The sequence below is a fragment of the Streptosporangium sp. NPDC049644 genome (assembly GCF_040675205.1).
Lineage (GTDB): Bacteria > Actinomycetota > Actinomycetes > Streptosporangiales > Streptosporangiaceae > Streptosporangium > Streptosporangium fukuiense.
This window is the reverse complement of the sequence record NZ_JBFAOJ010000027.1, coordinates 40,860-62,866: the sequence shown is the minus strand read 5'-3', so window position 1 is coordinate 62,866 and position 22,007 is coordinate 40,860. Positions and strand designations below refer to the sequence as shown.

The window sequence follows — 22,007 nt, the reverse complement described above, 5'->3', positions numbered from 1 at the left end:
CGCAACGTGCAACCCGACCCGGTCTGTCCCACCGGGTCGATCGCACCACCGGGACGATTGGCTGATCATGGCCACGCCCGACCCCTGGGAAGGACCCATTAGTGAGCGACACCACCGAACTCCTCTCCGACGTCACCGGCACGGCGCCGACGTCCGGCGACACCCCCACCCGCCCCGCGGCCAAGCCGCGCCGTCGCTCCGGCACCGGCCTGTCCGCCATGGTGCTGCCCGAACTGCAGGCCATGGCCTCCGGTCTCGGCATCAGCGGGACAGGGCGGATGCGCAAGAGCCAGCTCATCGCGGCCATCCAGGAGAAGCAGGGCGTCTCCGCCGAGAGTGCCCAGGCTCCCGCCACCGCCAAGGAGACTCCGGCCGTGGCCGTCCCCGCAGCCGCGGCCGAGCCGGTCGTCGAGCGTCCGGCGCGCACCCGCAGGGAACGTTCCCGTCCCGTCGTGGCCGCCGAGCCCGCTGTGGAGCAGGCGCCGCCCGCTCCCGAGCCCGTGGCCGTCGTCGCTGCCGAGCCTGTCGTGGAGCAGCAGACCATCGACACCGTCCCGGCCGAGGGCCGCGGCGAGCGTGGCGAGAGCCGCCGTGAGCGCGGCGAGCGTCGCGGCCGTGGCGGCGAGCGCGGCGAGCGCGGCGAGCGCGGCGAGCGCACCAACGACCGCCGTGAGCGCGGCGACAACCGCAGCGACCAGCGCGGAGACCAGCGCACCGACTCCCGCGCCGCCGACGCCGGCCAGAACCGTGGCGAGCGGATCAACGACCGCGGTGAGCGCGGTGACCGTGGCGAGCGCGGTGACCGTGGCGAGCGCGGTGACCGTGGTGACCGTGGCCCGCAGAACCGGGGGCCGCAGGACCGCAGCGACCAGCACGGCGTGGGCGACGACGACGACCGTCGCGGCCGCCGCGGCCGGTTCCGCGAGCGCAACCGCCGTGGCCGCGACCGCTTCGACAGCAACGAGCCCGTGGTGGGCGACGACGACGTTCTGATCCCGATCGCCGGAATCCTCGACATCCTCGACAACTACGCGTTCGTCAGGACCAGTGGTTACCTGCCGGGTTCCAACGACGTCTACGTCTCGCTGGCCCAGATCCGCCGCAACGGCCTGCGCAAGGGCGACGTCGTCACCGGCGCCGTCCGCCAGCCCCGCGACGGCGAGCGCCGCGAGAAGTTCAACGCGCTCGTCCGCCTGGACACGGTCAACGGCATGGACCCGGAGCAGGCGCGGCAGCGCCCCGATTTCAATAAGCTCGTCCCGCTCTACCCGCAGGAGCGCCTGCGCCTGGAGACCGAGCCGAACATCCTGACCACCCGGATCATCGACATGGTGGCGCCGATCGGCAAGGGCCAGCGCGGTCTCATCGTCTCCCCGCCCAAGGCGGGCAAGACGATGGTGCTTCAGGCGATCGCCAACGCGATCACCCACAACAACCCCGAGTGCCACCTGATGGTCGTCCTGGTGGACGAGCGTCCGGAAGAGGTCACCGACATGCAGCGGTCGGTGAAGGGCGAGGTCATCCACTCGACCTTCGACCGCCCGGCCGAGGACCACACCACGGTCGCGGAGCTCGCCATCGAGCGCGCCAAGCGACTGGTGGAGCTGGGCCACGACGTGGTCGTGCTGCTCGACTCGATCACCCGTCTGGGCCGTGCCTACAACCTGGCGGCCCCGGCCTCCGGCCGCATCCTGTCCGGTGGTGTCGACTCCACCGCGCTCTACCCGCCGAAGCGTTTCTTCGGTGCCGCCCGCAACATCGAGAACGGCGGCTCGCTGACGATCCTCGCCACCGCGCTGGTCGAGACCGGCTCCAAGATGGACGAGGTCATCTTCGAGGAGTTCAAGGGCACGGGCAACCTGGAGCTCAAGCTCAACCGGCAGCTTGCCGACAAGCGGATCTTCCCCGCGGTGGACGTCGACGCGTCCGGTACCCGCAAGGAGGAGATCCTCATGGGCAAGGACGAGCTCCAGATCATCTGGAAGCTCCGCCGCGTGCTGCACGCCCTTGACATGCAGCAGGCTCTCGAGCTTCTCCTGGAGAAGATGAGGGAGACCAAGTCCAACGCGGAGTTCCTGCTCCAGGTGCAGAAGACGACCGTCAGCTCCGAGCGCGACTGACCGCTCACCGCACGTTGAACGCCTCGGCCCCTCGGGCCGGGGCGTTCGGCGTCTCCAAAGCGCTTGTCTGGCCCAGGCCTTCGGGATATCCCTACTTCAGGACGCATTTCCGCGGATGACAGGGGGGCGCGTGACTGCCGAGACAGTGGTGAGCAGGCCCGTGGTCAGGACGCCGCTCCGGCGGCGCGTGCCCTTGGGGCCGAACGGCCCCTTCGGCATGTTCGTCGACCCGATGACCTGGCGGGCCGTTCCCTACCTGTTGGTCAGCCTGTTCCACGGCCTCGCCTGGTTCGCGTTCCTCGCCTCGGTGATCCCGCTCTCCCTGGCGCTGGTGATCGTGTGGATCGGGCTGCCGCTCCTCGCCCTGACCATGCTGGCCTGGCGGGGGGTGGCGATGCTGGAGCGCCGGTTCCTCCGGCTGGCCTTCGGCGTCGACATCCCCACCCCCTACCGGCCGTCGGAGGGCGACAACCTGTTCCTGCGCTGGAAGGACATGTTCGTCGATCCCGCCACCTGGAAGGATCTGCTCTACCTGCTGTTGCTGCTGCCGATCGGGATCGCGGAGTTCACGGTCTCGGCGGTGCTGTGGACGCTCGGGCTCGGCCTGACCGTGGCGCCACTGCCCCTGCTGCTGGTGGGGGAGCCGATGACACCCATCGGCGAGCTGCCGATCGACAGCGGGCCGAAGGCGCTGCTGTGCACGCTGATCGGGATGGGGTTCCTGCTCGCGGCCCTGTACGCGACCCGGGGGATGGCCTGGCTGCACGGCCTGTTCGGCGCCGCCCTGCTGGGCGCGGGGGAGAAGAACCTGCTGGCGGCCCGCGCTGCGCACCTGCGGGCCAGCCGGGCCCGCGGGGTGGACGCGGCCGAGGCCGAGCGGCGGCGGATCGAGCGTGACCTGCACGACGGCGCACAGCAGCGGCTGCTGTCGGTGGCCATGGACCTGGGCCGGGCGCAGGCCAAGCTGGACTCCGACCCCGAGGCGGCCCGGGAGCTCCTGGACCAGGCGCATCGGGGCACCAAAGCCGCCATCGCCGAGCTGCGTGACCTCGCCAGGGGCATCCATCCGGCGATCCTCACCGACAGGGGGCTGAACGCCGCCCTGTCGTCGCTCGCCGCGCGCGCGCCCGTACGGGTGGATCTGGCGGTGGAGGTCTCGCACCGGCCCCCGCCGGCGGTGGAGAGCATCGCGTACTTCGTCGTGGCCGAGTGTCTGACCAATCTGGCCAAGCACTCCGAGGCCACCGAGGCGTCCATCCGGGTCAGCCGGCAGGAGCAGCGGGTGATCGTCGAGATCTACGACAACGGGGTCGGCGCCGCGGTGCCGCGGCCCGGAGGCGGCCTCGCCGGGCTGGCCGACCGGGCGGCGACCATCGACGGCACCCTGAGCGTCGACAGCCCGCTCGGCGGCCCCACGGTGATCAGAGCCGAACTGCCCTGCGAATGGTGAGGGCCTGAACACATGCGGGTGGTGATCGCCGAAGACTCGGTGCTGTTGCGCGAGGGGCTGGCCAGGCTGCTGGCCGACGGGGGCATCGATACCGTCGGGGCCGTGGGCGACGGCCCAGGGCTGGTGGCCGCGGTCGTCGAGCACGATCCGGACCTGGCGATCGTCGACGTCAGGATGCCGCCGACGCACACCGACGAGGGACTGCGCGCGGCCCTGGAGGCCAGGAGCCGGCGGCCGAGGCTGCCGATCCTCGTGCTGTCGCAGTACGTCGAGGAGCAGTACGCCACGGAACTGATCGGCGGTGGCGCCGCGGCGGTCGGCTACCTGCTCAAGGAGCGGATAGCGGACGTGGCCGAGTTCCTCGACGCGGTGCGCCGGGTGGCCGCCGGGGGAACGGTCATCGACCCGGAGGTGATCGGGCAGCTGCTGGGCCGCCGGCGCAGGGGAGATCCCCTGGAGTCGCTGACCGCGAAGGAACGCGAGGTTCTGGCCCTGATGGCGGAGGGCCGTTCCAACGCCGCGGTCGCCGGGCGCATGCTCGTCACCGAGGGCGCCGTGGAGAAACACATCTCCGGCATCTTCGGCAAGCTCGGCCTGGAGCCCGCCACCGACGACCACCGCCGGGTTCTCGCCGTGCTCGCGTATCTGGGCAGGTGAAAGCCCGCGGCCCCGGTCTCTCCGGGGCGGGGAATGTCTTGTGGCCTGGGATGGTTGCAGGATCTGGCACACTGGTAGCCGAACCGCAGCGGTTCCGGTTCCCGCCCGCGCGCACCTCGGTGTGCCAGCGCGCAAGCCTCATCGGCGAGAGACAGTGGCGACCCGGCGACCGCGTTTTGGAGAGGAAAAGACGACATGAAGCCCGACATCCACCCGGAGTACGTCGCCACTCAGGTGACGTGCACCTGTGGTAACTCCTTCACCACCCGCAGCACCGCCAAGAACGGCGTGATCCACGCCGACGTGTGCTCCGCCTGCCACCCCTTCTACACGGGCAAGCAGAAGATCCTGGACACCGGCGGCCGGGTGGCGCGCTTCGAGAAGCGCTTCGGCAAGAAGTCCACGGGCCAGTAGCCCCCATCCCGACGCCGGCTCGGAACAACCCTCCCGGGAAAGGGGGGTGCCCGGGTCGGCGTTCGTGGTGATGAGGCAGGCTTGGCAGGGCTTTAAAGGAAGGACGCACGGTGAACCTCGACGAGTTGCTCAGTGAGTACGCCGAGCTGGAACTCAAGCTCGCCGACCCCTCCGTGCACGCCGACCAGAAGCAGGCGCGCACCTTCGGCAGGCGCTACGCCGAGCTGACTCCGATCATCAACACCTACCGTGAGCTTGAGGGCGTCCAGGCGGACCTCGGGACGGCGAGGGAGCTGGCCTCGGAGGACGAGGCGTTCGCGGAGGAGGCCAAGGAGCTCGAAGCGCGGGTTCCCGAGCTGGAGGAGAAGCTCAGGCACCTGCTCGTCCCGCGTGATCCCAATGATGACAAGGACATCATCATGGAGATCAAGGCGGGCGAGGGCGGCGAGGAGTCCGCGCTGTTCGCCGGGGACCTCCTGCGGATGTATCTGCGGTATGCCGAGCGGATCGGCTGGAAGACCGAGCTCATCGACGCCACCCACTCCGACCTCGGCGGTTACAAGGATGTCACGATCGCCCTGAAGGCCAGGGGTGACGAGGGCGTCTGGTCGAGGCTCAAGTTCGAGGGCGGTGTGCACCGCGTCCAGCGGGTGCCGGTCACCGAGTCCCAGGGACGCATCCACACCAGCGCCGCCGGGGTGCTCGTCTACCCGGAGGCCGAGGACGTCGACGTCCAGATCGACCCGAACGACCTCCGCATCGACGTCTACCGCTCCAGCGGTCCCGGTGGCCAGAGTGTCAACACCACCGACTCGGCCGTGCGGATCACGCACCTGCCGACCGGGGTGGTCGCCTCCTGCCAGAACGAGAAGAGCCAGCTCCAGAACAAGGAGTCGGCCATGCGCATCCTGCGGGCCCGCCTGCAGGCGATCGCCGAGGAGGAGGCCAACGCCGCCGCCATGGCCGAGCGCAAGTCCCAGATCCGCACCGTCGACCGCTCCGAGCGCATCCGCACCTACAACTTTCCCGAGAACCGCATCTCCGATCACCGTGTCGGTTTCAAGGCGTACAACCTCGACCAGGTGCTCGACGGGGATCTCACGGCCGTCATCCAGTCCCTGCTCAACGCTGAGATGGCGGAGAAGCTCGCCAACCATTCATAGAACGCGCCCATGACCTTTCTGCTGGACGAGATCGCCCTCGCCACCGCCCGGCTCGCCGAGGCAGGTGTGCCGTCGCCGCGCACCGACGCCGAGGAGATCGCCGCATGTGTGCACGGCGTACGGCGCAGCGAGCTGCACACCGTGAAGGACTCCGACTTCGACGCCCTGTTCTGGGAGGGCGTCGCCCGCAGGGAGTCCCGCGAGCCGCTTCAGCACATCACCGGGCGGGCCTACTTCCGCTACCTGTCCCTGGAGGTCGGGCCGGGAGTGTTCGTGCCGCGCCCGGAGACCGAGGTCGTGGTGGGCTGGGCGATCGACAGGTTGCGGGAGATGGACGTCGCCTCGCCCGTGGTCGTGGATCTCGGCACCGGGTCCGGTGCCATCGCGCTGTCCATCGCCCAGGAGGTCGCGCTGGCCACCGTGCACGCGGTCGAGGTCGACCCGGACGCCTACGGCTGGGCCAAGCGCAACATCATCGAGCACGGTCAGGGCCGCGTCCACCTGCACCCGGAGGATCTGGCCGACGCCCTCTCCGAACTGGACGGCCAGGTCGACCTGGTGGTCTCCAACCCGCCGTACATCCCGCCCGGCGCGATCCCCCGTGACCCCGAGGTCCGCGACTACGACCCGCACCGCGCGCTGTACGGGTCGGGCAGCGACGGCCTCGACGAGGTCAGGGCCGTCGAAAGGACCGCCAGGCGCCTGCTGCGCCCCGGTGGCTTCGTCGCCGTGGAACACGCCGATCAGCAGGGCACGCCGGTCTATCTGATCTTCTCTGAGGAGAACGGCTGGCGCGACGTCCGCAGCCGCCAGGACCTGACGCGCAGGGACCGCTTCGTCACCGCCCGCTTCGGCCGGGAATAGGATGCACGCCGTGAGCGAGGGGGTCCTGGCCGCCGGCGAGGCGCCGGCGGGCGAGGAGGCGCGCGAATGCGCGTAGCGATCGATCGACAGGAGGCACAGTGAGCCGACGTTTTGACTGCATCGATGCCGAGCAGCGCGCCACGGGCCTGGTAGAGGCCGCGTCCGTCCTGGGGCGGGGGGAGCTCGTGGTGCTGCCGACCGACACCGTCTACGGTATCGGCGCCGACGCCTTCACACCCGCCGCGGTCACCGCCCTGCTGGATGCCAAGGGCCGCGGCCGTGACATGCCGGTGCCGGTACTGGTCGGGACCGTCCGGGCGGCCAACGCCCTGGTGGAGAACCTCGGTCCGTACGGCCAGGATCTCGTCGACGCCTTCTGGCCGGGGCCGCTCACGCTGATCTGCCGCGCGAACAGGTCCCTCTCGTGGGACCTGGGGGACGCCAAGGGCACCGTCGCCATCCGGATGCCGCTGCACGCGGTCGCCCTCGACCTGCTCAAGGAGACCGGCCCGCTGGCCGTCTCCAGCGCCAACCGCTCCGGCGCCCCCGCCGCGACCAGCGCCGCCGACGCGGAGAAGCAGCTCGGCGACTCGGTGTCGGTCTATCTCGACGCCGGGCCGTGTGAGAGCGGCACCCCTTCGACGATCCTGGATCTGACCACCGCGGTGCCCAGGTTGCTGCGGCGCGGGGCGGTCACGGTGGAGAGGCTGCGCGGCGTGATCGGCTACGTGGCGACGGACGCGGGGCCGGAGTCCGACGACTGACCAGCGCGTCCACGGCATATGCCGTGATCCATGCCATCTGATTATCACCGTGACGCGGAGCGCTCTCCCCGGTACCTTGAAGTGGGCCGACACTTCCGGGAGACGTCCATGGGCAAGTTCGAAGGAATGGACCCCAAGCTGGTCCGCGACCTGTTGTCCGAGGTGCGGCGGGCGGCCGACCAGATGCGGAACGTCGAGGGCAAGGTCACCCAGCTGATGAGCGGGGCCGGCCTGTCCTCGCAGTCGACCCACAGACCCGTCCAGATCGCCGACGCGTGCGACGTGATGGTCCGTGACGTCTCCGCTCGCGTGACGTTGCTGGAGAAGAGGATCAACCAGAACGCGACGGCGCCTCCCGCCGAGCCCAAGGCCGGGGACACGAAGCCTGACAGCGGCGCGGCGGGCGACGACGCGAAGCCTGAGGGTTCCCAGAACGGCGCGAAGCCCGGGACCGGCGCGGCGGGTGATGGCACGAAGCCCGAGACCTCGGGGGCCGATGGTCTCAAACCGGACGACAAGCCCCGCGTCGGTGACCAGTCGGCCGAGAGCACTCAGCGCGACGATCCGAAGGACTCTCCCAAGCCGGAGACCCCGAAGGGGGACGAGGCCAAGCCCGAGACGGGCTCGAAGGGGGACGAGGCCAAGCCGGAGGCGGGCTCGAAGGGGGACGAGACCTCCCCGAGGGACGGTTCGAGGGAGACGCCGAAGCCGGAGGCGTCCGGGACCGATGACCGGAAGCCGGACACGGGTTCGAAGGGGGACGAGACCTCTCCGCGCGACGGAGACACCCCCAAGGAGAGCGTCAAGCCGGTTGACACCGCACCGCGTGAGGCTCCGAAGCCGGATCCCGTACCGGAGGCGCCCAGGGCCGAGGACACGCCGCGTGAGGCTCCGAAGCCGGATCCCGTACCGGAGGCGCCCAGGGCCGAGGACACGCGGCCGGAGACGCCGAAGGTCGAGGATCTGAAACCCGCGGTTCCAGGGCCCGGTGAGGGACCTCAGGACGGGGGGCGGCCGGTTGACGACGTGCCACGACAGACGCCCGTGCCCGAGGCCTCCGGCCCGGACGCCACACCCGTACCGGAGACGCCCAGAGTCGATGATGCACGGCCGGAGATCGTCAATGTGCACGACACGATGCCCGGCGGGGAGGATTCCGATGCCAAGGGTGACTCCGGTTCCAAGGGGGACGAGACGACGCCGCGTGGGGACGGCCCCGTAGATGGCGCGCCGGTGAACGATCCCGATGCCAAGGGCGATTCCGGCTCCAAGGGCGACGAGCGCTCGCCCAGGCAGGATGGCGGCACGTCCGGCGACAACATTCTCGACACTTCCCGGAAGGACCATCCAGACGACATCGACCAGAGCGGCGATCATCGGGCGAAGATCGTGGAGGTCGATGGTGTGAAGGTGCTCCAGATCCCGCTCGACTCGCCCACGGCGGCCGAGGTCGACGAGTTGCTGAAGAACATCGAGGACATCCCGCCACTGGAGATGCCCACGGTCGACAACATCTCCGCCACGGCGGGGCAGCCGGGCTGGGTCGAGCCGCACGGCCCGCTCGATTCGGCCAAACCCGACTATCCGCTCCTCGACACCGCGGGACCCACCACCGACCAGACCGTCCAGCCGCCGGGCACGGGGGGCGAGGCCACCCCCGGGCCCACCGGTACGACCTCAGCTGAGGCCGCTGTTCGGCCGCAGGCCACCACCTCCGCCGTACCCGCCGTCCAGACGGCGGGTACGGTCTCCGGCGAGGCGGCCGCGCAGCCCGCTGTGATGCCGCGAGGAGACGTCGGCGCGCCGTCCATCGGCGACGCGGTCTTCGGCGAGGCGCCAGGGGCGGAGGATGCCGCAGGGGGCGCGGGACAGCCGGCTGGGGCGGCTCCCGGGGGCCTGGCAGCCGCACCGGACGGTCCGGCCGCCCGGTGGGCCGGCGACGGCGACGTCGTCACCGCGGAGGCGGGCCCTCTCGACCTGGACGCTCTCAGGACGCTCGCCGACAACGCCCGGGAGATCGAGCCGCTGGAGATGCCCGGCGTCCGGGTACCGGAGGGGGAGACCTGGGGCGAGGGGGCCTGGGTGCCCATGGACGTCGGACCCGACGGGCCGGCGGGCGACGTGGAGCCGGGAGATCCGCTGCGGCCGATCCCGCCTCCGGGAGGCGGGCGGTGAGCGGGGGCGAACCCGGTTTCCGAGCCGGTCGGCACCACCACGGCGTCGGGCAGTGAACGGGAGGCAGGGACTGTGTCAGCGAGGGTGAGGAGCCTGTGATGTTCGTGGATCCACCCGCACCGCAGCCGCTGCAGCCGGGGGAGACCCCACCGGCCTCGGGCGGCGGTGGCCTGCCGTCCTCGGACGCCGCCACGGCGTGGGAGTTCAACCCCGAATACCAGCGGCTGGTCATGATGTGGCGGCAGGTGCTTCCCGAACTCGACACGCTGACCGCCAGCCTGGACAAGGCCTACCAGCTCGCCAGGAGCAGGGATGTCTGGGACGCCCCGGTCTCCGGCCGCTACGTCGAGGACATGACGGAGTGGCGTACCCGTCTCGGCCTCTACCGGCAGGCGATCCTGACCTCGATCAGCGACCAGGCGGCCGACACGCCGAGATGGGTGCCGGTGGGAGCCGGGGCCCCGCACGCCTTCTCCTGACGTCCTTCCCGGCCCGGCGGCGCCGGCCGGGTCCTTCGGCGCGAGGCCCGCGGGCCGGGCGGTTCTCGAAGCCTCCCGGGTGGACGCTGCCAGGGGCCTTTTGGGGCGTGCGTTTCCGCACGGAGACACGTCTTCCCGTGGCGACACCTCTCTGACCTGGGACAACCAGGGTGGCCGGGCTTACAGTGGGGGTGAGTTGTCATCTTCGGGATGTGAGCCATGGGCGCAGAGCCGTACTACGGGCCAGATTTCGACCTACTGCAGCGCGAGGATCCGGAGATCGCCTCCGTACTCCTCGACGAGCTCGACAGGCTCCGCGGCGGCGTCCAGCTGATCGCGAGTGAGAACTTCGCCTCGCCCGCCGTGCTCGCCGCGCTCGGCTCGACGCTCACCAACAAGTACGCGGAGGGCTACCCCGGCAGGCGCTACTACGCCGGATGCGAGGTCGTCGACCGGGCCGAGCGGCTCGCGATCGACCGGGCCAAGCGGCTGTTCGGTGCCGAGCACGTCAACGTGCAGCCCCACTCCGGCGCCTCGGCGAATCTGGCGGCCTACGCGGCACTGCTCCAGCCGGGCGACACGGTGCTGGCGATGGCGCTGTCGCACGGCGGCCACCTCACGCACGGCTCCAAGGTCAACTTCTCCGGCCGCTGGTTCGACGTCGTGGCCTACGGCGTGCGCAGGGACACCGAGCTGATCGACTATGACGAGGTCAGGGAGCTGGCGTTGCGGCACCAGCCCAAAATGATCATATGTGGGGCCACCGCCTATTCCCGAAAGATCGACTTCGCGGCCTTCCGGGGGATCGCCGACGAGGTGGGCGCCTGGCTGCTCGCCGACGTCGCGCACACCATCGGGCTGATGGCCGGGGACGCCCTGCCGTCCGCCGTGCCGTACGCGGACGTGGTGACCTTCACCACGCACAAGGCGCTGCGCGGCCCGAGGGGAGGCGGGATCATGTGCACCCGGGAGCTGGCCCCCAGGGTCGACCGCGCGGTCTTCCCCTTCGTACAGGGTGGCCCGCTCATGCACGCGGTGGCGGCCAAGGCCGTGGCGTTCGGCGAGGCGCTGCGCCCCGAGTTCGCACGGTACGCGCGGCAGGTGGTGGCCAACGCCCAGGTGCTGGCCGACGCCCTGGCCGCCGAGGGGATGCGGTCCGTCTCCGGGGGCACCGACAGCCATCTGGCACTGATCGACCTGCGTGACGTCGGGGTCTCCGGCGCGGTGGCCGAGCAGCGGTGTGGTGCGGCCGGGATCACGCTGAACCGCAACGCGATCCCCTACGACCCGGAGCCGCCCACGGTGACATCCGGGATCCGGGTGGGCACCCCCTGCGTCACGACCCAGGGGATGGGGGCCGAGGAGATGAAGGCGGTGGCCTCGATGGTGGCACAGGCCATCCGCAACCCCGACGCAGTGGGTGAAATACGGGAGCGCGTCGCGGCGCTGACGAGCCTCCACCAGATATATCCCAGCGAACTATGAGCTGTTCTGTGGCGTTTTCCGGTCACAGGTGGCCGGACTATCCGCGAAACTGGTTCCGTGCGCGAATACCTTCTCATGGCGCTCGTCGCGGCCGCGGTGACATACCTGCTGGTCCCACTGGTCCGCGTTTTCGCCATCCGTATCGGTGCCATGCCCGAGGTCCGCGACCGTGACGTGCACACCACGCCGACGCCCAGACTCGGCGGCCTGGCGATGTACGGCGGTCTCGTCGCCGGTCTGCTGATCGCCGGCGAGCTGCCCTACGCCGGGGGCAAGCTGGCGGCCGAGGGCCAGGGCAAGACGGTGATCGCGCTGATCGCCGCGGGAGGGCTGATCACGCTGACCGGCTTTCTGGACGACTGGCTGGGAATGGACGCCCTGGTCAAGCTCGCCGGGCAGATCGGCGCGGCGGGCGTGCTCGTCGCCTTCGGCGTCAGCCTGCCGTGGCTCCCGCTGCCCACGGCGCTGGGCGGGCAGACCATTCTCGACTCCACGCTGAGTCCGCTGATCACGATCCTGATCGTGGTCGTCATGATCAATGCCGTCAACTTCGTCGACGGGCTCGACGGGCTGGCCGCCGGAATCGTGGGCATCGCCGCGATGGCCACCTGGACGTACTCGGTGGCCCTGTCGAAGGACTACGGCAACACCAGCATCAACGTGACGGCGGTCATCGCCTCGGTGCTCATCGGGATCTGCCTGGGCTTCCTGCCGCACAACTTCCACCCGGCGAAGATCTTCATGGGGGACACCGGGGCGATGCTGATCGGCCTGGTGCTCGCCTCCACGATGATCCTGGTGACGCCGCTCGACTCCAGCAGCATCAACCGCTTCCCCGTCATCCTCCCCCTGCTCGTGCCGGTGGCGATCCTGGTGCTTCCGCTGCTCGATCTGATCATGGCGGTGGTCCGGCGCACGTCCAACGGCCTGTCGCCGTTCGCACCCGACCGAGGGCATCTCCACCACCGCCTGCTGGACATCGGACACTCCCACCGCCGCAGCGTCATGATCATGTACGCCTGGACCTTCCTGTTCGCCTTCGCGGTCGTGGCGCTGTCCATCGAGGGTGTCCCGCTCGTCCTGTTCCCGCTGACCGTGCTGCTCGCCATCGGCGTGCTGGTGATGATGGCGCTGCCCCGCTGGCGGGCCCGCCGCGACGTCGGCGGCTCCGGAGATCAGGGCCCGACCGGCACCGCCGGGCCCGCTGGGCCCGTGGCCCCCACCGGATTCAGCGGTCCCGCCGAGGGGCCGGGCCGGCAGGTGTGGCCGGCCGAGCCGCAGGCCCGGGTCCGGCCCCACCCCTATCCCTCGGAGACGCCGGGGCCCCGCCGGGCCGTCACCGGCGACGACGGCGACGGCACCGCCACGCGCTCGGCGCTGCCCGACCTGTCACTCACCGCTCCCCGCCAAGGCTTCTCAAACCCTGAGACGCGGCGTTGAGCGGTCCACCTCAGCTGATTGATCATTCACTTGAAACGGCAGGTAAAGGCGCTCTTCCATGAGCTTGTGATAGCTTTCACTAACGGATCCATGGTTCAGCTGGATCTGTGAGGTAGCAATCGCTCGCTTGATAACAGTCACTGGGAGTGCCGATGCAGGCCAATGACGTGCGCGTCCTCAAAGGGGCCGTGATACCCACCGCCGCCGCGGGTGCGGTCGTCATCCTCGCGACGGCCCTGCTCTCCGGTGCCAAGGGGGCCCTGGGGGCCGTGATCGGCCTGTCGGTGGTGGCGGTCTTCTTCACGATCAGCCTGGTCGCGGTCTCCTCCGCGAGCCGGGTCTCTCCCGTCGTGATGATGGTCACCGCGATCGCCACCTACGCGGTGAAGGTCCTGATCATCATGGCGCTCCTCAAGGTGTTCGAGAGCGCCACCGCGTTCGAGCCGCGCGCCTTCGGCTGGTCGGCGATCATCTGCACCGTCGTCTGGACGGCCGGCGAGATGCGGGGCTTCGTGAAAACGAAGATGCTCTACGTTGACCCGAGTGCCGCGGTTCCCGGACAGGGCGGCCCCCGATGAGGCGTATCATGACCGGGCGGCGGGACCCGATATGACTAGTCATCTCCCCGGCTGCTATTGTCATGCCCGCAATGAGCGAACAAGAACGCAGGCCCGAGAGCGATGGCCGCGACTTCGCCAACGCTGCCTGGTCGGTTCCCAGCTACATTCTCTCCGGGATCATCCTGTACGGCGGCGGCGGTTGGTTGCTGAGCCGTTGGACTGGCGTGGCCGTGTTCACACCGATCGGAGTGATCGTCGGTGTCGTTCTCGCCATCTACCTGGTCTACCGGAAATACGGTCGCTGACCTCGCGCGGCGGTCGCTTCGCTGAGGAAGCAGTCTTGATCCATTACCACGTTGAAGGGAACGCCGCGTGAAGGCGCTGACGGTCCTCGCCGCCGACGAGTTCAAGGCCCCGGGGCTTGAGCTGTTCGATCTCCCCCCGATCATTCCCGGCGTCACCTGGTTCACCAAGCCGGTGCTGCTCGCCCTGTTGAGCTCGATCGTGGTCATAGCCTTCTGCTGGTCGGCCTTCGCCAACCCGAAGCTGGTGCCCAGGGGCATCCAGAACATCGGTGAGTACGGCTACATGTTCGTCCGTGACCAGGTCGCCCGTCCCTTCCTGGGCAAGGACGCCGACCGCTGGATGGGCCTGCTGCTGAGCCTGTTCTTCCTGGTCTGGATCTGGAACCTGATGGGGGTCGTCCCCTTCCTGCAGTTCCCGATCGCCTCGCACATCGCCTTCCCGATCGTCCTGGCGGTAAGCGTCTACGTGCTGAAGATCTACCTGGGCATGAAGCACCAGGGGGGGCTCGGCTACTTCAAGAACATGATGTTCCCCCCCGGCCTGCCCAAGCCGATCTACGTGCTGCTCGCGCCGATCGAGTTCCTCTCCAACATGATCGTGGCGCCGTTCACCCACGCGGTGCGACTCTTCGCCAACATGTTCGCGGGCCACATCATCCTGGCCTTCTTCAGCGCCGTTGGTTTCTGGTTCCTCTTCGAGCAGCTCACGCCGCTCGGCGCTCCGGTCGGTGTCGTCGCCGTCATCATGACGATCGCGATGACCGCGTTCGAGATGTTCATCCAGTTCCTGCAGGCCTTCCTGTTCGCGCTGCTCGCCGCGATGTACATCGGCGGCTCGCTGCACGCCGAGCACTAAGACCCTTCTCCTCCAGTTCAGACCGGTGAGACCCGTTCACCGGCCATCTTGTAAAGGAAACAGCAATGAGCATCCTCGCTGAGGTCACCGGCAACATCGGCTCCATCGGTTACGGGCTCGCCACGCTCGGCCCCGGCATCGGTGTCGGTCTCATCTTCGGTAACGGTCTGCAGGCCATCGCCCGCCAGCCCGAGACCTACGGCCTGATCCGCCAGAACATGCTGCTGGGCTTCGTGCTCGTCGAGGCGCTGGCCCTGATCGGCCTTGTCGCGCCGTTCATCTACTGATCGAATACACCCTGACGGAAGGCTGCATCGATGACATCCGCAGCTACGCTCCTGGCGGCCGAGGGCTCCAGCCCGATCATGCCGCACCTCTACGAGCTGGTCGTCGGCGGTTTCGCGTTCTTCGTCGTCCTCTTCGTCGTCGGTAAGATCCTCACCCCGCGAATCCAGAAGACCCTGGCCGAGCGGACCGATGCGATCGAGGGCGGCATCAAGCGAGCCGAGGACGCCCAGGCCGAGGCCCAGGCGCTGCTCAAGCAGTACAAGGACCAGCTCGCCGAGGCTCGTCACGAGGCTTCCCGCCTGCGTGAGGAGGCTCGCGAGCAGGGTGCGCAGATCAAGGCCGAGCTCCGCGAGGAGGCGCAGGCCGAGGCCCGCCGTCTCGTCGAGGCCGCGCACCTGCAGATCGAGGCCGACCGTCAGCAGGCGTTCGCCCAGCTCCGCGCGGAGCTCGGCCGTCTGTCGATCGATCTGGCCGGCCGTATCGTCGGCGAGTCCCTTGAGGACGAGGCGCGCCAGCGCCGCACCGTGGACCGGTTCCTTGAGGAGCTCGAGTCGAGCAGCGCGGCGGTCCGCTGATGAGAGGTCTGAGCAGGGCTTCGCTGGCCGAGGTCGAAGAGCGCTTCAACGCCGTCGCGGGGAGCGCCGACCTCGGCACGCTGGCCGACGAGCTCTTCTCGGTCGCCGACCTGTTCGACCGTGAGCACGGGCTCCGCCGCAACCTCTCCGACCCCGCCCGGCCCGCGGCCCAGAAGGCGCAGGTCGTCCGGGTGCTGCTGGAGGGCAAGGTCAGTGATGCCGCGCTGGAGACGGTCGTCGCGGCCGTGTCCGCGCGGTGGGCCCGCTCCGGCGACCTGGCCGACGCGCTTGAGCGTCTCGGTGTCATCGCGGCCTCCGCGGAGGCCGAGGCGCAGGGCAGGCTCGACGACGTCGAGGACGAGCTGTTCAGGTTCGGGCGCATCGTCGCCTCGAACCTGGAACTGCACCGGACCCTGACCTCCACGGCGGCACCGGAGCAGGGCAGGCGGGAACTGCTGGGCTCCCTGCTCGCCGACAAGGTCGCCCCCACCACTCTCCGCCTGGTCACGCAGCTCGTGGTACACCCGCGAGGACGTAGCCTGGACAGTGGGCTTGAGGAGTTCGGAAAGCTGGTCGCCGCCCAGCGGCAGCGCCTCGTCGCGGTGGTGCGCAGCGCCATCGTGCTCTCAGAGGAGCAGAAGCAGCGTCTCGCCACGTGGCTGCGCACCTCGTACGGCCGCGACGTTCATCTGAACGTCGAGGTGGATCCGCGGGTGCTGGGAGGGTTCTCGGTGCACATCGGGGACGATCTCATCGACACCACCATCGCGGGACGAATCGAAGAAGTCCGCCGCCGGTTGGCCGGCTAGGCGAATAGGGAGACTGAAGAGAGATGGCGGAGCTTACGATCCGGCCGGACGAGATCCGGGACGCACTTGAGCGCTTCGTCCAGGCGTACGAGCCGGAAGGCGCCGCGCGTGAGGAGATCGGGACCGTCGTCGACTGCGGCGACGGTATCGCCCATGTCTCCGGCCTTCCCTCGGCGATGGCGAACGAGCTGCTTGAGTTCGAGGACGGCACGCGTGGCCTGGCACTGAACCTGGACGTCCGGGAGATCGGTGTCGTTGTTCTGGGCGACTTCAGCAAGATCGAGGAGGGCCAGTCGGTCCGCCGGACGGGCGAGGTCCTGTCCGTGCCGGTCGGCGACGGCTTCCTCGGCCGAGTGGTCGACCCGCTGGGCAATCCGCTGGACGGCAAGGGTGCCATCGAGTCCGAGGGTGTTCGTCCCCTCGAACTCCAGGCGCCTTCCGTCGTGCAGCGCCAGCCGGTGAAGGAGCCCCTCGCCACCGGCATCAAGGCGATCGACGCGATGACCGCGATCGGCCGCGGCCAGCGCCAGCTGATCATCGGTGACCGTGGCACCGGCAAGACCGCGATCGCCGTGGACACCATCCTCAACCAGCGGGAGAACTGGCTCTCCGGCGACCCGGACAAGCAGGTCCGCTGCGTCTACGTCGCGGTCGGCCAGAAGGGTTCCACGATCGCCCAGGTCAAGGCTCGCCTTGAGGAGGCGGGCGCGCTGGAGTACACCACCATCGTCGCCTCTCCGGCGTCCGACCCGGCCGGTTACAAGTACCTCGCCCCCTACACCGGTTCGGCCATCGGCCAGCACTGGATGTACCAGGGCAAGCACGTTCTCATCGTCTTCGACGACCTGACCAAGCAGGCCGACGCCTACCGCGCGGTCTCCCTGCTGCTCCGTCGTCCGCCGGGCCGTGAGGCCTACCCCGGCGACGTCTTCTACCTGCACTCCCGCCTGCTGGAGCGCTGCGCGAAGCTGTCGAAGGAGATGGGTTCCGGATCGATGACCGGTCTGCCGATCATCGAGACGAAGGGCAACGACGTCTCGGCGTTCATCCCGACCAACGTCATCTCCATCACCGACGGCCAGGTCTTCCTGGAGACGGACCTGTTCAACGCCGGTGTCCGTCCCGCCATCAACGTCGGTGTCTCGGTCTCCCGAGTCGGCGGCTCGGCCCAGACCAAGGCGATGAAGTCGGTCGCCGGCACGCTGCGCCTGTCGCTCTCCCAGTACCGGGACCTGGAGGCCTTCGCCTCCTTCGCCTCCGACCTGGACGCGGCCTCCAAGGCCCAGCTGGAGCGCGGTCAGCGCCTGGTCGAGCTGCTCAAGCAGCCGCAGTACAGCCCCTTCCCGGTCGAGCAGGAGGTCGTCTCCATCTGGGCCGGCACCACGGGTGAGCTCGACGAGGTCCCGGTCGAGGACATCCGCCGTTTCGAGGCGGACTTCCTGGACTACATCGGCCGGGAGAAGAAGGGCATCTTCGACAGCATCCGCGAGACCAAGGCCCTGTCCGAGGACACGGTCACCGCTCTCAAGGACGCCGTCACCGCGTTCAAGAGGACCTTCGAGACCTCCGCGGGCGAGCTGCTGGTCAACGAGGAGCCGGTCGAGGCGCTCGGCGCCGAAGAGGTCGGCCAGGAAAAGATCACCAAGCGCGTCCGTACGGCTGAGAAGAAGTAGCCGATGGGTGCCCAGCTAAGACTGCTGCGGCGGCGGATCAAGTCGGTCAAGTCAACGGCGAAGATCACGCGCGCCCAGGAGCTCATCGCTTCGTCGCGTATCGTGAAGGCGCAGTTGCGGATGCAGGCGGCGGTGCCGTACGAGCGCGAGATCACTCGCGCCGTGACGGGCGTCGTCAGCAACACCGCCAGCGTCGACCACCCGCTGACCGTGGAGAAGGAGCGGCCCGCCAGGGCCGCCGTGCTCATCGTCACCAGCGACAGCGGCTTCTGCGGCGGCTTCAACGCGAACGTGCTGCGTGAGGCCGAGGCCCTCGCCGGTCTGCTGAAGGACAAGGGCATCGAGCCCGTGCCCTTCGTGACCGGCCGCAAGGGTGTCGCCTGGCACAGCTTCCGTGGCCGCGAGATGAGCGGGCAGTGGACGGGGTTCTCCCGTAAGCCCGCCTACTCGGACGCCAAGGAGATCGCCGGAGTGCTGATCGACTCGTTCTCGGCCGAGGACGGGGTGGACGAGATCCACATCGTCTCGACCCAGTTCGTCTCGATGCTGACGCAGGAGGTCGTGATCAAGCGAATCCTGCCGCTGGAGGTCGAGGAGACCGTCGAGCCGGTGGACAGCACGCCGCTGCCGTACTTCGAGTTCGAGCCCAGCGCGGCCGATGTCCTCGACACGCTGCTGCCGCGCTATGTGGAGTCGCGTATCTTCAGCGCGCTGCTCCAGTCGGCGGCCTCGGAGGAGGCGTCACGTCGCCGGGCGATGAAGTCGGCGACCGACAACGCCAACGAGCTCATCCGAACGTTCACCCAGCAGATGAACCAAGCTCGCCAGGCCGAGATCACCCAGGAAATCAGCGAGATCGTCGGTGGCGCGAGCGCGCTGGCTGACGCCGCAGCGGGGAAAGAGTGAAATGACTGCACAGACTGTTGAGACCGGCGTGGGCCGCGTCGCGCGGGTCACCGGTCCCGTCGTCGACGTGGAGTTCCCCGTCGAGGCGATGCCCGAGATCTACAACGCGCTCACCACCGAGGTCACCCTCGGCGGGGAGACCAAGCTGCTGACCCTGGAGGTCGCCCAGCACCTGGGTGACAACCTGGTCCGGGCCGTCTCCATGCAGCCCACCGACGGTGTGACCCGTGGTGCGGCGGTGACCGACACCGGCGCGGCCATCTCCGTGCCGGTCGGCGACGTCGTCAAGGGCCACGTGTGGAACACGCTCGGCGAGGCGCTGGACGTGCCCACCGCGTCGCTCAAGATCGAGGAGCGCTGGGGCATCCACCGCCCCTCGCCCGCCTTCGACACCCTTGAGTCGCGCACCGAGATGCTGACCACCGGCATCAAGGTCATCGACCTGCTCACCCCGTACGTGCAGGGTGGCAAGATCGGCCTGTTCGGCGGCGCGGGCGTGGGCAAGACCGTGCTGATCCAGGAGATGATCCGCCGGGTCGCCCGCAACTTCGGTGGCACCTCGGTGTTCGCCGGCGTCGGCGAGCGCACCCGTGAGGGCAACGACCTCTGGCTGGAGATGGAGGAGGCGAACGTCCTCAAGGACACCGCCCTCGTCTTCGGCCAGATGGACGAGCCCCCGGGCACCCGTCTGCGCGTCGCGCTCTCCGCCCTGACCATGGCGGAGTACTTCCGTGACGTGCAGAAGCAGGACGTGCTGCTCTTCATCGACAACATCTTCCGGTTCACCCAGGCCGGTTCCGAGGTGTCCACCCTGCTCGGCCGCATGCCGTCCGCGGTGGGTTACCAGCCGACCCTGGCCGACGAGATGGGTGTTCTGCAGGAGCGCATCACCTCGACCCGCGGTCACTCGATCACCTCCATGCAGGCGATCTACGTCCCCGCGGACGACATCACCGACCCGGCCCCGCACAACGCGTTCGCGCACCTCGACGCGCAGACCGTGCTTTCGCGGCCGATCTCGGAGAAGGGCATCTACCCCGCGGTGGACCCGCTCGACTCCACCTCGCGGATCCTCGACCCGCTGATCGTGGGCGAGGAGCACTACCGGGTGGCTCAGGAGACCAAGCGGATCCTGCAGAAGTACAAGGAACTGCAGGACATCATCGCGATCCTCGGTATCGACGAGCTCTCCGAAGAGGACAAGGTCACCGTCAACCGGGCCCGTCGTATCGAGCGCTTCCTGTCCCACCCGATGTACGCCGCCGAGGCGTTCACCGGTCAGCCCGGAGAGAACGTGCCGCTGGACGAGACCATCGCCTCGTTCAAGGGCCTGTGCGCCGGCGACTACGACCACCTGCCCGAGCAGGCGTTCTTCATGGTCGGTGGCATCGACCAGGCCGTGGCCAAGGCCAAGGAACTCGCCCGCTAGTCGCCTTCGGTGCCGGTACGGTCACGCGGTCGTACCGGCACCTGGTTCGATAAGGAACTGGAGAGAAAGTGGCGAAGCTGCGAGTAGGCGTCGTCTCCCCGGAGCGGGAGATCTGGTCCGGCGAGGCCGACATGGTGATTGCCAAGACCGTCGACGGCGAGATCGGTATCATGCCTAAACACGCACCCGTGCTCGGCGTTCTCGTCGAGGGCGGGCTGCTGAAGATCAAGCGAGGTGACGGCGAAGCCGATCTCGTCGCCGCCGTCCACGGAGGGTTCCTCTCGGTGGCCGACGACGAGGTGTCGATCCTGGCCGAGATCGCCGAGCTTGGTTCCGAGATCGACATCGCCCGGGCCAGGAGCGCGCTGGAGCGGGCTCAGGCCTCGGTCGAGTCCGGCCAGGAAGACGCGGACGCGGCTGCCGAGGCCAAGCGTGCCAGGGCCCGGCTGCGCGCGGCCGGAGAAGAAGTCGGATAAATTCGGCTTCTCAGCGGTAAGGGCTTGTTGGGGGGCGGGCAGACATGGTGGTGCTGGACGTACTCATCGTGGTGGGGCTGCTCGTCGCCCTCCTGGCGCTCAGGGTGCTCATCCTGACCCGCTTCCGAGGATCGGTGCTGTGTTGCCTGCGCCCCATGTCGAGGGAGCGAGGGTGGCGGGTCGGAGTGGCCCGCTATGCCGACGGCCACCTCAACTGGATCCCGCTCATAGGTTTGCTGCCAAGGCCGCGCCACGTCATCGTGAGGCGCGGCCTTGTCGTTTCCGGCCGTCGTAAGGTCGGCCCCGGTGAGTTCTTCGGGTTCATCGAGGGGGTGACGGCGCTTGAGTGCCGCAACGGGCAGAGCGCCTTCGAACTCGCCATGGGATACCGTGCGCTGACCGGTTTCGTGGCCTGGCTGGAGTCCGCCCCGCCCAGCGCCCATCTCGACGTCGCCTGATCCTTTCCGCGTCAGCGGGTGCCGCCGGGCTTCCAGAGGATCTCGTCGCCGCCCGCGGCCACCCGGCAGAGGATGAACATCAGGTCGCTCAGCCGGTTGAGGTACTTCGCGGTCAGCGGGTTGACGTCGTCGTGGACCTCCAGCGCCGACCAGACGGTCCGCTCGGCCCGCCGGACCACGGTCCTGGCGACGTGCAGCCAGGACACGGCCGGGGTGCCGCCGGGCAGGATGAAGCTGCGCAGCGGCTTGAGGCGCTCGTTGAACTCATCACAGCGCGCCTCGAGCCATTCGATGTAGGAGGGCTCGACCCGCAGCGGCGGGAACTCGGGGTTCTCCGTGACCGGGGTGCAGAGGTCGGCTCCGACGTCGAACAGCTCGTTCTGGATCCGGGTGAGAACGGCGGCGACGTCCGCCTCCAGGGAACCCGTGGCCAGTGCCACACCGATCGCCGCGTTGGCCTCCTCGACGTCCGCGTAGGCGGCCAGGCGAGGGTCGGTCTTGCGGGTACGGCTCATGTCGCCGAGCGCGGTCGTGCCGTCGTCTCCGGTGCGGGTGTAGATCTTGGAGAGCACCACCGGGTTGTCTCTGTCAGCTCGCGTCATGCCGTCCAGCTTATCGGGGGCGAAAATTGCCCCCGATTCACCCGATAGTCGACAATATG

23 protein-coding genes are annotated in these 22,007 nt (G+C 69.0%); 22 read left to right on the top strand and 1 reads right to left on the bottom strand.

Annotated features, from left to right (window positions below):
- Positions 1 to 101: 101 nt before the first annotated feature.
- The 22 genes from rho to AB0J58_RS17725 all read left to right on the top strand — a co-directional run bounded on the left by rho (position 102) and on the right by AB0J58_RS17725 (position 21,346).
- A complete protein-coding gene (rho, locus tag AB0J58_RS17830; protein WP_364216683.1) occupies positions 102 to 2,120 on the top strand; it encodes a transcription termination factor Rho in 2,019 nt (672 codons plus the stop codon).
- 130 nt (positions 2,121 to 2,250) lie between these two features.
- On the top strand, positions 2,251 to 3,570 hold the full coding sequence (locus AB0J58_RS17825) for a sensor domain-containing protein (protein WP_364216680.1): 1,320 nt from the start codon (positions 2,251 to 2,253) through the stop codon (positions 3,568 to 3,570).
- Positions 3,571 to 3,582: 12 nt separating this feature from the next.
- Positions 3,583 to 4,227, top strand: a complete 645-nt coding sequence (locus AB0J58_RS17820; RefSeq protein WP_364216677.1) for a response regulator transcription factor — start codon at positions 3,583 to 3,585, stop codon at positions 4,225 to 4,227.
- Between the two features lie 195 nt (positions 4,228 to 4,422).
- Positions 4,423 to 4,641 carry a 50S ribosomal protein L31 gene (gene rpmE / locus AB0J58_RS17815; protein ID WP_343975689.1) on the top strand — a complete coding sequence of 73 codons (219 nt, stop codon included), beginning with the start codon at positions 4,423 to 4,425 and terminating at the stop codon, positions 4,639 to 4,641.
- Positions 4,642 to 4,751: 110 nt separating this feature from the next.
- Positions 4,752 to 5,804: a peptide chain release factor 1 gene (gene prfA / locus AB0J58_RS17810; protein ID WP_343975686.1), complete on the top strand. Its 1,053-nt coding sequence runs from the start codon at positions 4,752 to 4,754 to the stop codon at positions 5,802 to 5,804.
- Positions 5,805 to 5,813: 9 nt separating this feature from the next.
- Entirely contained in the window at positions 5,814 to 6,668 is an 855-nt protein-coding gene (prmC, locus tag AB0J58_RS17805) for a peptide chain release factor N(5)-glutamine methyltransferase (protein ID WP_364216674.1), read from the top strand.
- 98 nt (positions 6,669 to 6,766) lie between these two features.
- Positions 6,767 to 7,432, top strand: coding sequence for an L-threonylcarbamoyladenylate synthase (locus AB0J58_RS17800; RefSeq protein ID WP_364216671.1), 666 nt, complete (start codon positions 6,767 to 6,769; stop codon positions 7,430 to 7,432).
- A gap of 108 nt (positions 7,433 to 7,540) precedes the next feature.
- Entirely contained in the window at positions 7,541 to 9,607 is a 2,067-nt protein-coding gene (locus tag AB0J58_RS17795) for a hypothetical protein (RefSeq protein WP_364216668.1), read from the top strand.
- Positions 9,608 to 9,705: 98 nt separating this feature from the next.
- Positions 9,706 to 10,086 carry a hypothetical protein gene (locus AB0J58_RS17790; protein ID WP_343975674.1) on the top strand — a complete coding sequence of 127 codons (381 nt, stop codon included), beginning with the start codon at positions 9,706 to 9,708 and terminating at the stop codon, positions 10,084 to 10,086.
- 219 nt (positions 10,087 to 10,305) lie between these two features.
- Complete coding sequence (glyA, locus tag AB0J58_RS17785; RefSeq protein ID WP_364216665.1) at positions 10,306 to 11,571, top strand: serine hydroxymethyltransferase; 1,266 nt, start codon at positions 10,306 to 10,308, stop codon at positions 11,569 to 11,571.
- 57 nt (positions 11,572 to 11,628) lie between these two features.
- On the top strand, positions 11,629 to 13,011 hold the full coding sequence (locus tag AB0J58_RS17780; RefSeq protein WP_364216662.1) for an undecaprenyl/decaprenyl-phosphate alpha-N-acetylglucosaminyl 1-phosphate transferase: 1,383 nt from the start codon (positions 11,629 to 11,631) through the stop codon (positions 13,009 to 13,011).
- Between the two features lie 152 nt (positions 13,012 to 13,163).
- A complete protein-coding gene (locus AB0J58_RS17775) occupies positions 13,164 to 13,589 on the top strand; it encodes a hypothetical protein (RefSeq protein ID WP_364216659.1) in 426 nt (141 codons plus the stop codon).
- A 71-nt stretch (positions 13,590 to 13,660) separates the two neighbouring features.
- Positions 13,661 to 13,876, top strand: coding sequence for an AtpZ/AtpI family protein (locus tag AB0J58_RS17770; protein WP_343975662.1), 216 nt, complete (start codon positions 13,661 to 13,663; stop codon positions 13,874 to 13,876).
- Between the two features lie 67 nt (positions 13,877 to 13,943).
- On the top strand, positions 13,944 to 14,732 hold the full coding sequence (gene atpB, locus AB0J58_RS17765) for a F0F1 ATP synthase subunit A (RefSeq protein WP_343975659.1): 789 nt from the start codon (positions 13,944 to 13,946) through the stop codon (positions 14,730 to 14,732).
- A gap of 65 nt (positions 14,733 to 14,797) precedes the next feature.
- Entirely contained in the window at positions 14,798 to 15,019 is a 222-nt protein-coding gene (atpE, locus tag AB0J58_RS17760) for an ATP synthase F0 subunit C (RefSeq protein ID WP_343975656.1), read from the top strand.
- A gap of 30 nt (positions 15,020 to 15,049) precedes the next feature.
- Complete coding sequence (locus AB0J58_RS17755) at positions 15,050 to 15,595, top strand: F0F1 ATP synthase subunit B (protein ID WP_343975653.1); 546 nt, start codon at positions 15,050 to 15,052, stop codon at positions 15,593 to 15,595.
- Complete coding sequence (locus tag AB0J58_RS17750; RefSeq protein WP_364216656.1) at positions 15,595 to 16,404, top strand: F0F1 ATP synthase subunit delta; 810 nt, start codon at positions 15,595 to 15,597, stop codon at positions 16,402 to 16,404. The genes AB0J58_RS17755 and AB0J58_RS17750 overlap by 1 nt, the downstream gene beginning before the upstream one ends.
- A 23-nt stretch (positions 16,405 to 16,427) precedes the next feature.
- Entirely contained in the window at positions 16,428 to 18,077 is a 1,650-nt protein-coding gene (gene atpA / locus AB0J58_RS17745) for a F0F1 ATP synthase subunit alpha (RefSeq protein ID WP_364216653.1), read from the top strand.
- Between the two features lie 3 nt (positions 18,078 to 18,080).
- Entirely contained in the window at positions 18,081 to 18,983 is a 903-nt protein-coding gene (locus tag AB0J58_RS17740; RefSeq protein ID WP_364216650.1) for a F0F1 ATP synthase subunit gamma, read from the top strand.
- A gap of 1 nt (position 18,984) precedes the next feature.
- Complete coding sequence (gene atpD / locus AB0J58_RS17735) at positions 18,985 to 20,412, top strand: F0F1 ATP synthase subunit beta (RefSeq protein WP_364216647.1); 1,428 nt, start codon at positions 18,985 to 18,987, stop codon at positions 20,410 to 20,412.
- Positions 20,413 to 20,480: 68 nt separating this feature from the next.
- Positions 20,481 to 20,888 (top strand): F0F1 ATP synthase subunit epsilon, encoded by a 408-nt coding sequence (locus AB0J58_RS17730; RefSeq protein ID WP_343975638.1) that lies wholly within the window; start codon positions 20,481 to 20,483, stop codon positions 20,886 to 20,888.
- Positions 20,889 to 20,932: 44 nt separating this feature from the next.
- On the top strand, positions 20,933 to 21,346 hold the full coding sequence (locus AB0J58_RS17725; protein WP_343975635.1) for a DUF2550 domain-containing protein: 414 nt from the start codon (positions 20,933 to 20,935) through the stop codon (positions 21,344 to 21,346).
- An 11-nt stretch (positions 21,347 to 21,357) separates the two neighbouring features.
- Here AB0J58_RS17725 and AB0J58_RS17720 read toward each other — a convergent pair whose 3' ends face one another.
- Positions 21,358 to 21,948, bottom strand: a complete 591-nt coding sequence (locus AB0J58_RS17720) for a cob(I)yrinic acid a,c-diamide adenosyltransferase (protein ID WP_364216644.1) — start codon at positions 21,946 to 21,948, stop codon at positions 21,358 to 21,360.
- Positions 21,949 to 22,007: the final 59 nt, after the last annotated feature.

What these genes read in the sequence shown, in the direction of transcription:
- AB0J58_RS17820 (WP_364216677.1), top strand. Translation starts at nt 3,583, where the DNA reads ATGCGGGTGGTGATCGCCGAAGACTCGGTGCTGTTGCGCGAGGGGCTG.
- rpmE (WP_343975689.1), top strand. Translation starts at nt 4,423, where the DNA reads ATGAAGCCCGACATCCACCCGGAGTACGTCGCCACTCAGGTGACGTGC.
- prmC (WP_364216674.1), top strand. Translation starts at nt 5,814, where the DNA reads ATGACCTTTCTGCTGGACGAGATCGCCCTCGCCACCGCCCGGCTCGCC.
- AB0J58_RS17795 (WP_364216668.1), top strand. Translation starts at nt 7,541, where the DNA reads ATGGGCAAGTTCGAAGGAATGGACCCCAAGCTGGTCCGCGACCTGTTG.
- AB0J58_RS17790 (WP_343975674.1), top strand. Translation starts at nt 9,706, where the DNA reads ATGTTCGTGGATCCACCCGCACCGCAGCCGCTGCAGCCGGGGGAGACC.
- glyA (WP_364216665.1), top strand. Translation starts at nt 10,306, where the DNA reads ATGGGCGCAGAGCCGTACTACGGGCCAGATTTCGACCTACTGCAGCGC.
- AB0J58_RS17775 (WP_364216659.1), top strand. Translation starts at nt 13,164, where the DNA reads ATGCAGGCCAATGACGTGCGCGTCCTCAAAGGGGCCGTGATACCCACC.
- AB0J58_RS17770 (WP_343975662.1), top strand. Translation starts at nt 13,661, where the DNA reads ATGAGCGAACAAGAACGCAGGCCCGAGAGCGATGGCCGCGACTTCGCC.
- atpE (WP_343975656.1), top strand. Translation starts at nt 14,798, where the DNA reads ATGAGCATCCTCGCTGAGGTCACCGGCAACATCGGCTCCATCGGTTAC.
- AB0J58_RS17755 (WP_343975653.1), top strand. Translation starts at nt 15,050, where the DNA reads ATGACATCCGCAGCTACGCTCCTGGCGGCCGAGGGCTCCAGCCCGATC.
- AB0J58_RS17750 (WP_364216656.1), top strand. Translation starts at nt 15,595, where the DNA reads ATGAGAGGTCTGAGCAGGGCTTCGCTGGCCGAGGTCGAAGAGCGCTTC.
- atpA (WP_364216653.1), top strand. Translation starts at nt 16,428, where the DNA reads ATGGCGGAGCTTACGATCCGGCCGGACGAGATCCGGGACGCACTTGAG.
- AB0J58_RS17740 (WP_364216650.1), top strand. Translation starts at nt 18,081, where the DNA reads ATGGGTGCCCAGCTAAGACTGCTGCGGCGGCGGATCAAGTCGGTCAAG.
- atpD (WP_364216647.1), top strand. Translation starts at nt 18,985, where the DNA reads ATGACTGCACAGACTGTTGAGACCGGCGTGGGCCGCGTCGCGCGGGTC.
- AB0J58_RS17725 (WP_343975635.1), top strand. Translation starts at nt 20,933, where the DNA reads ATGGTGGTGCTGGACGTACTCATCGTGGTGGGGCTGCTCGTCGCCCTC.
- AB0J58_RS17720 (WP_364216644.1), bottom strand. Translation starts at nt 21,948, where the DNA reads ATGACGCGAGCTGACAGAGACAACCCGGTGGTGCTCTCCAAGATCTAC.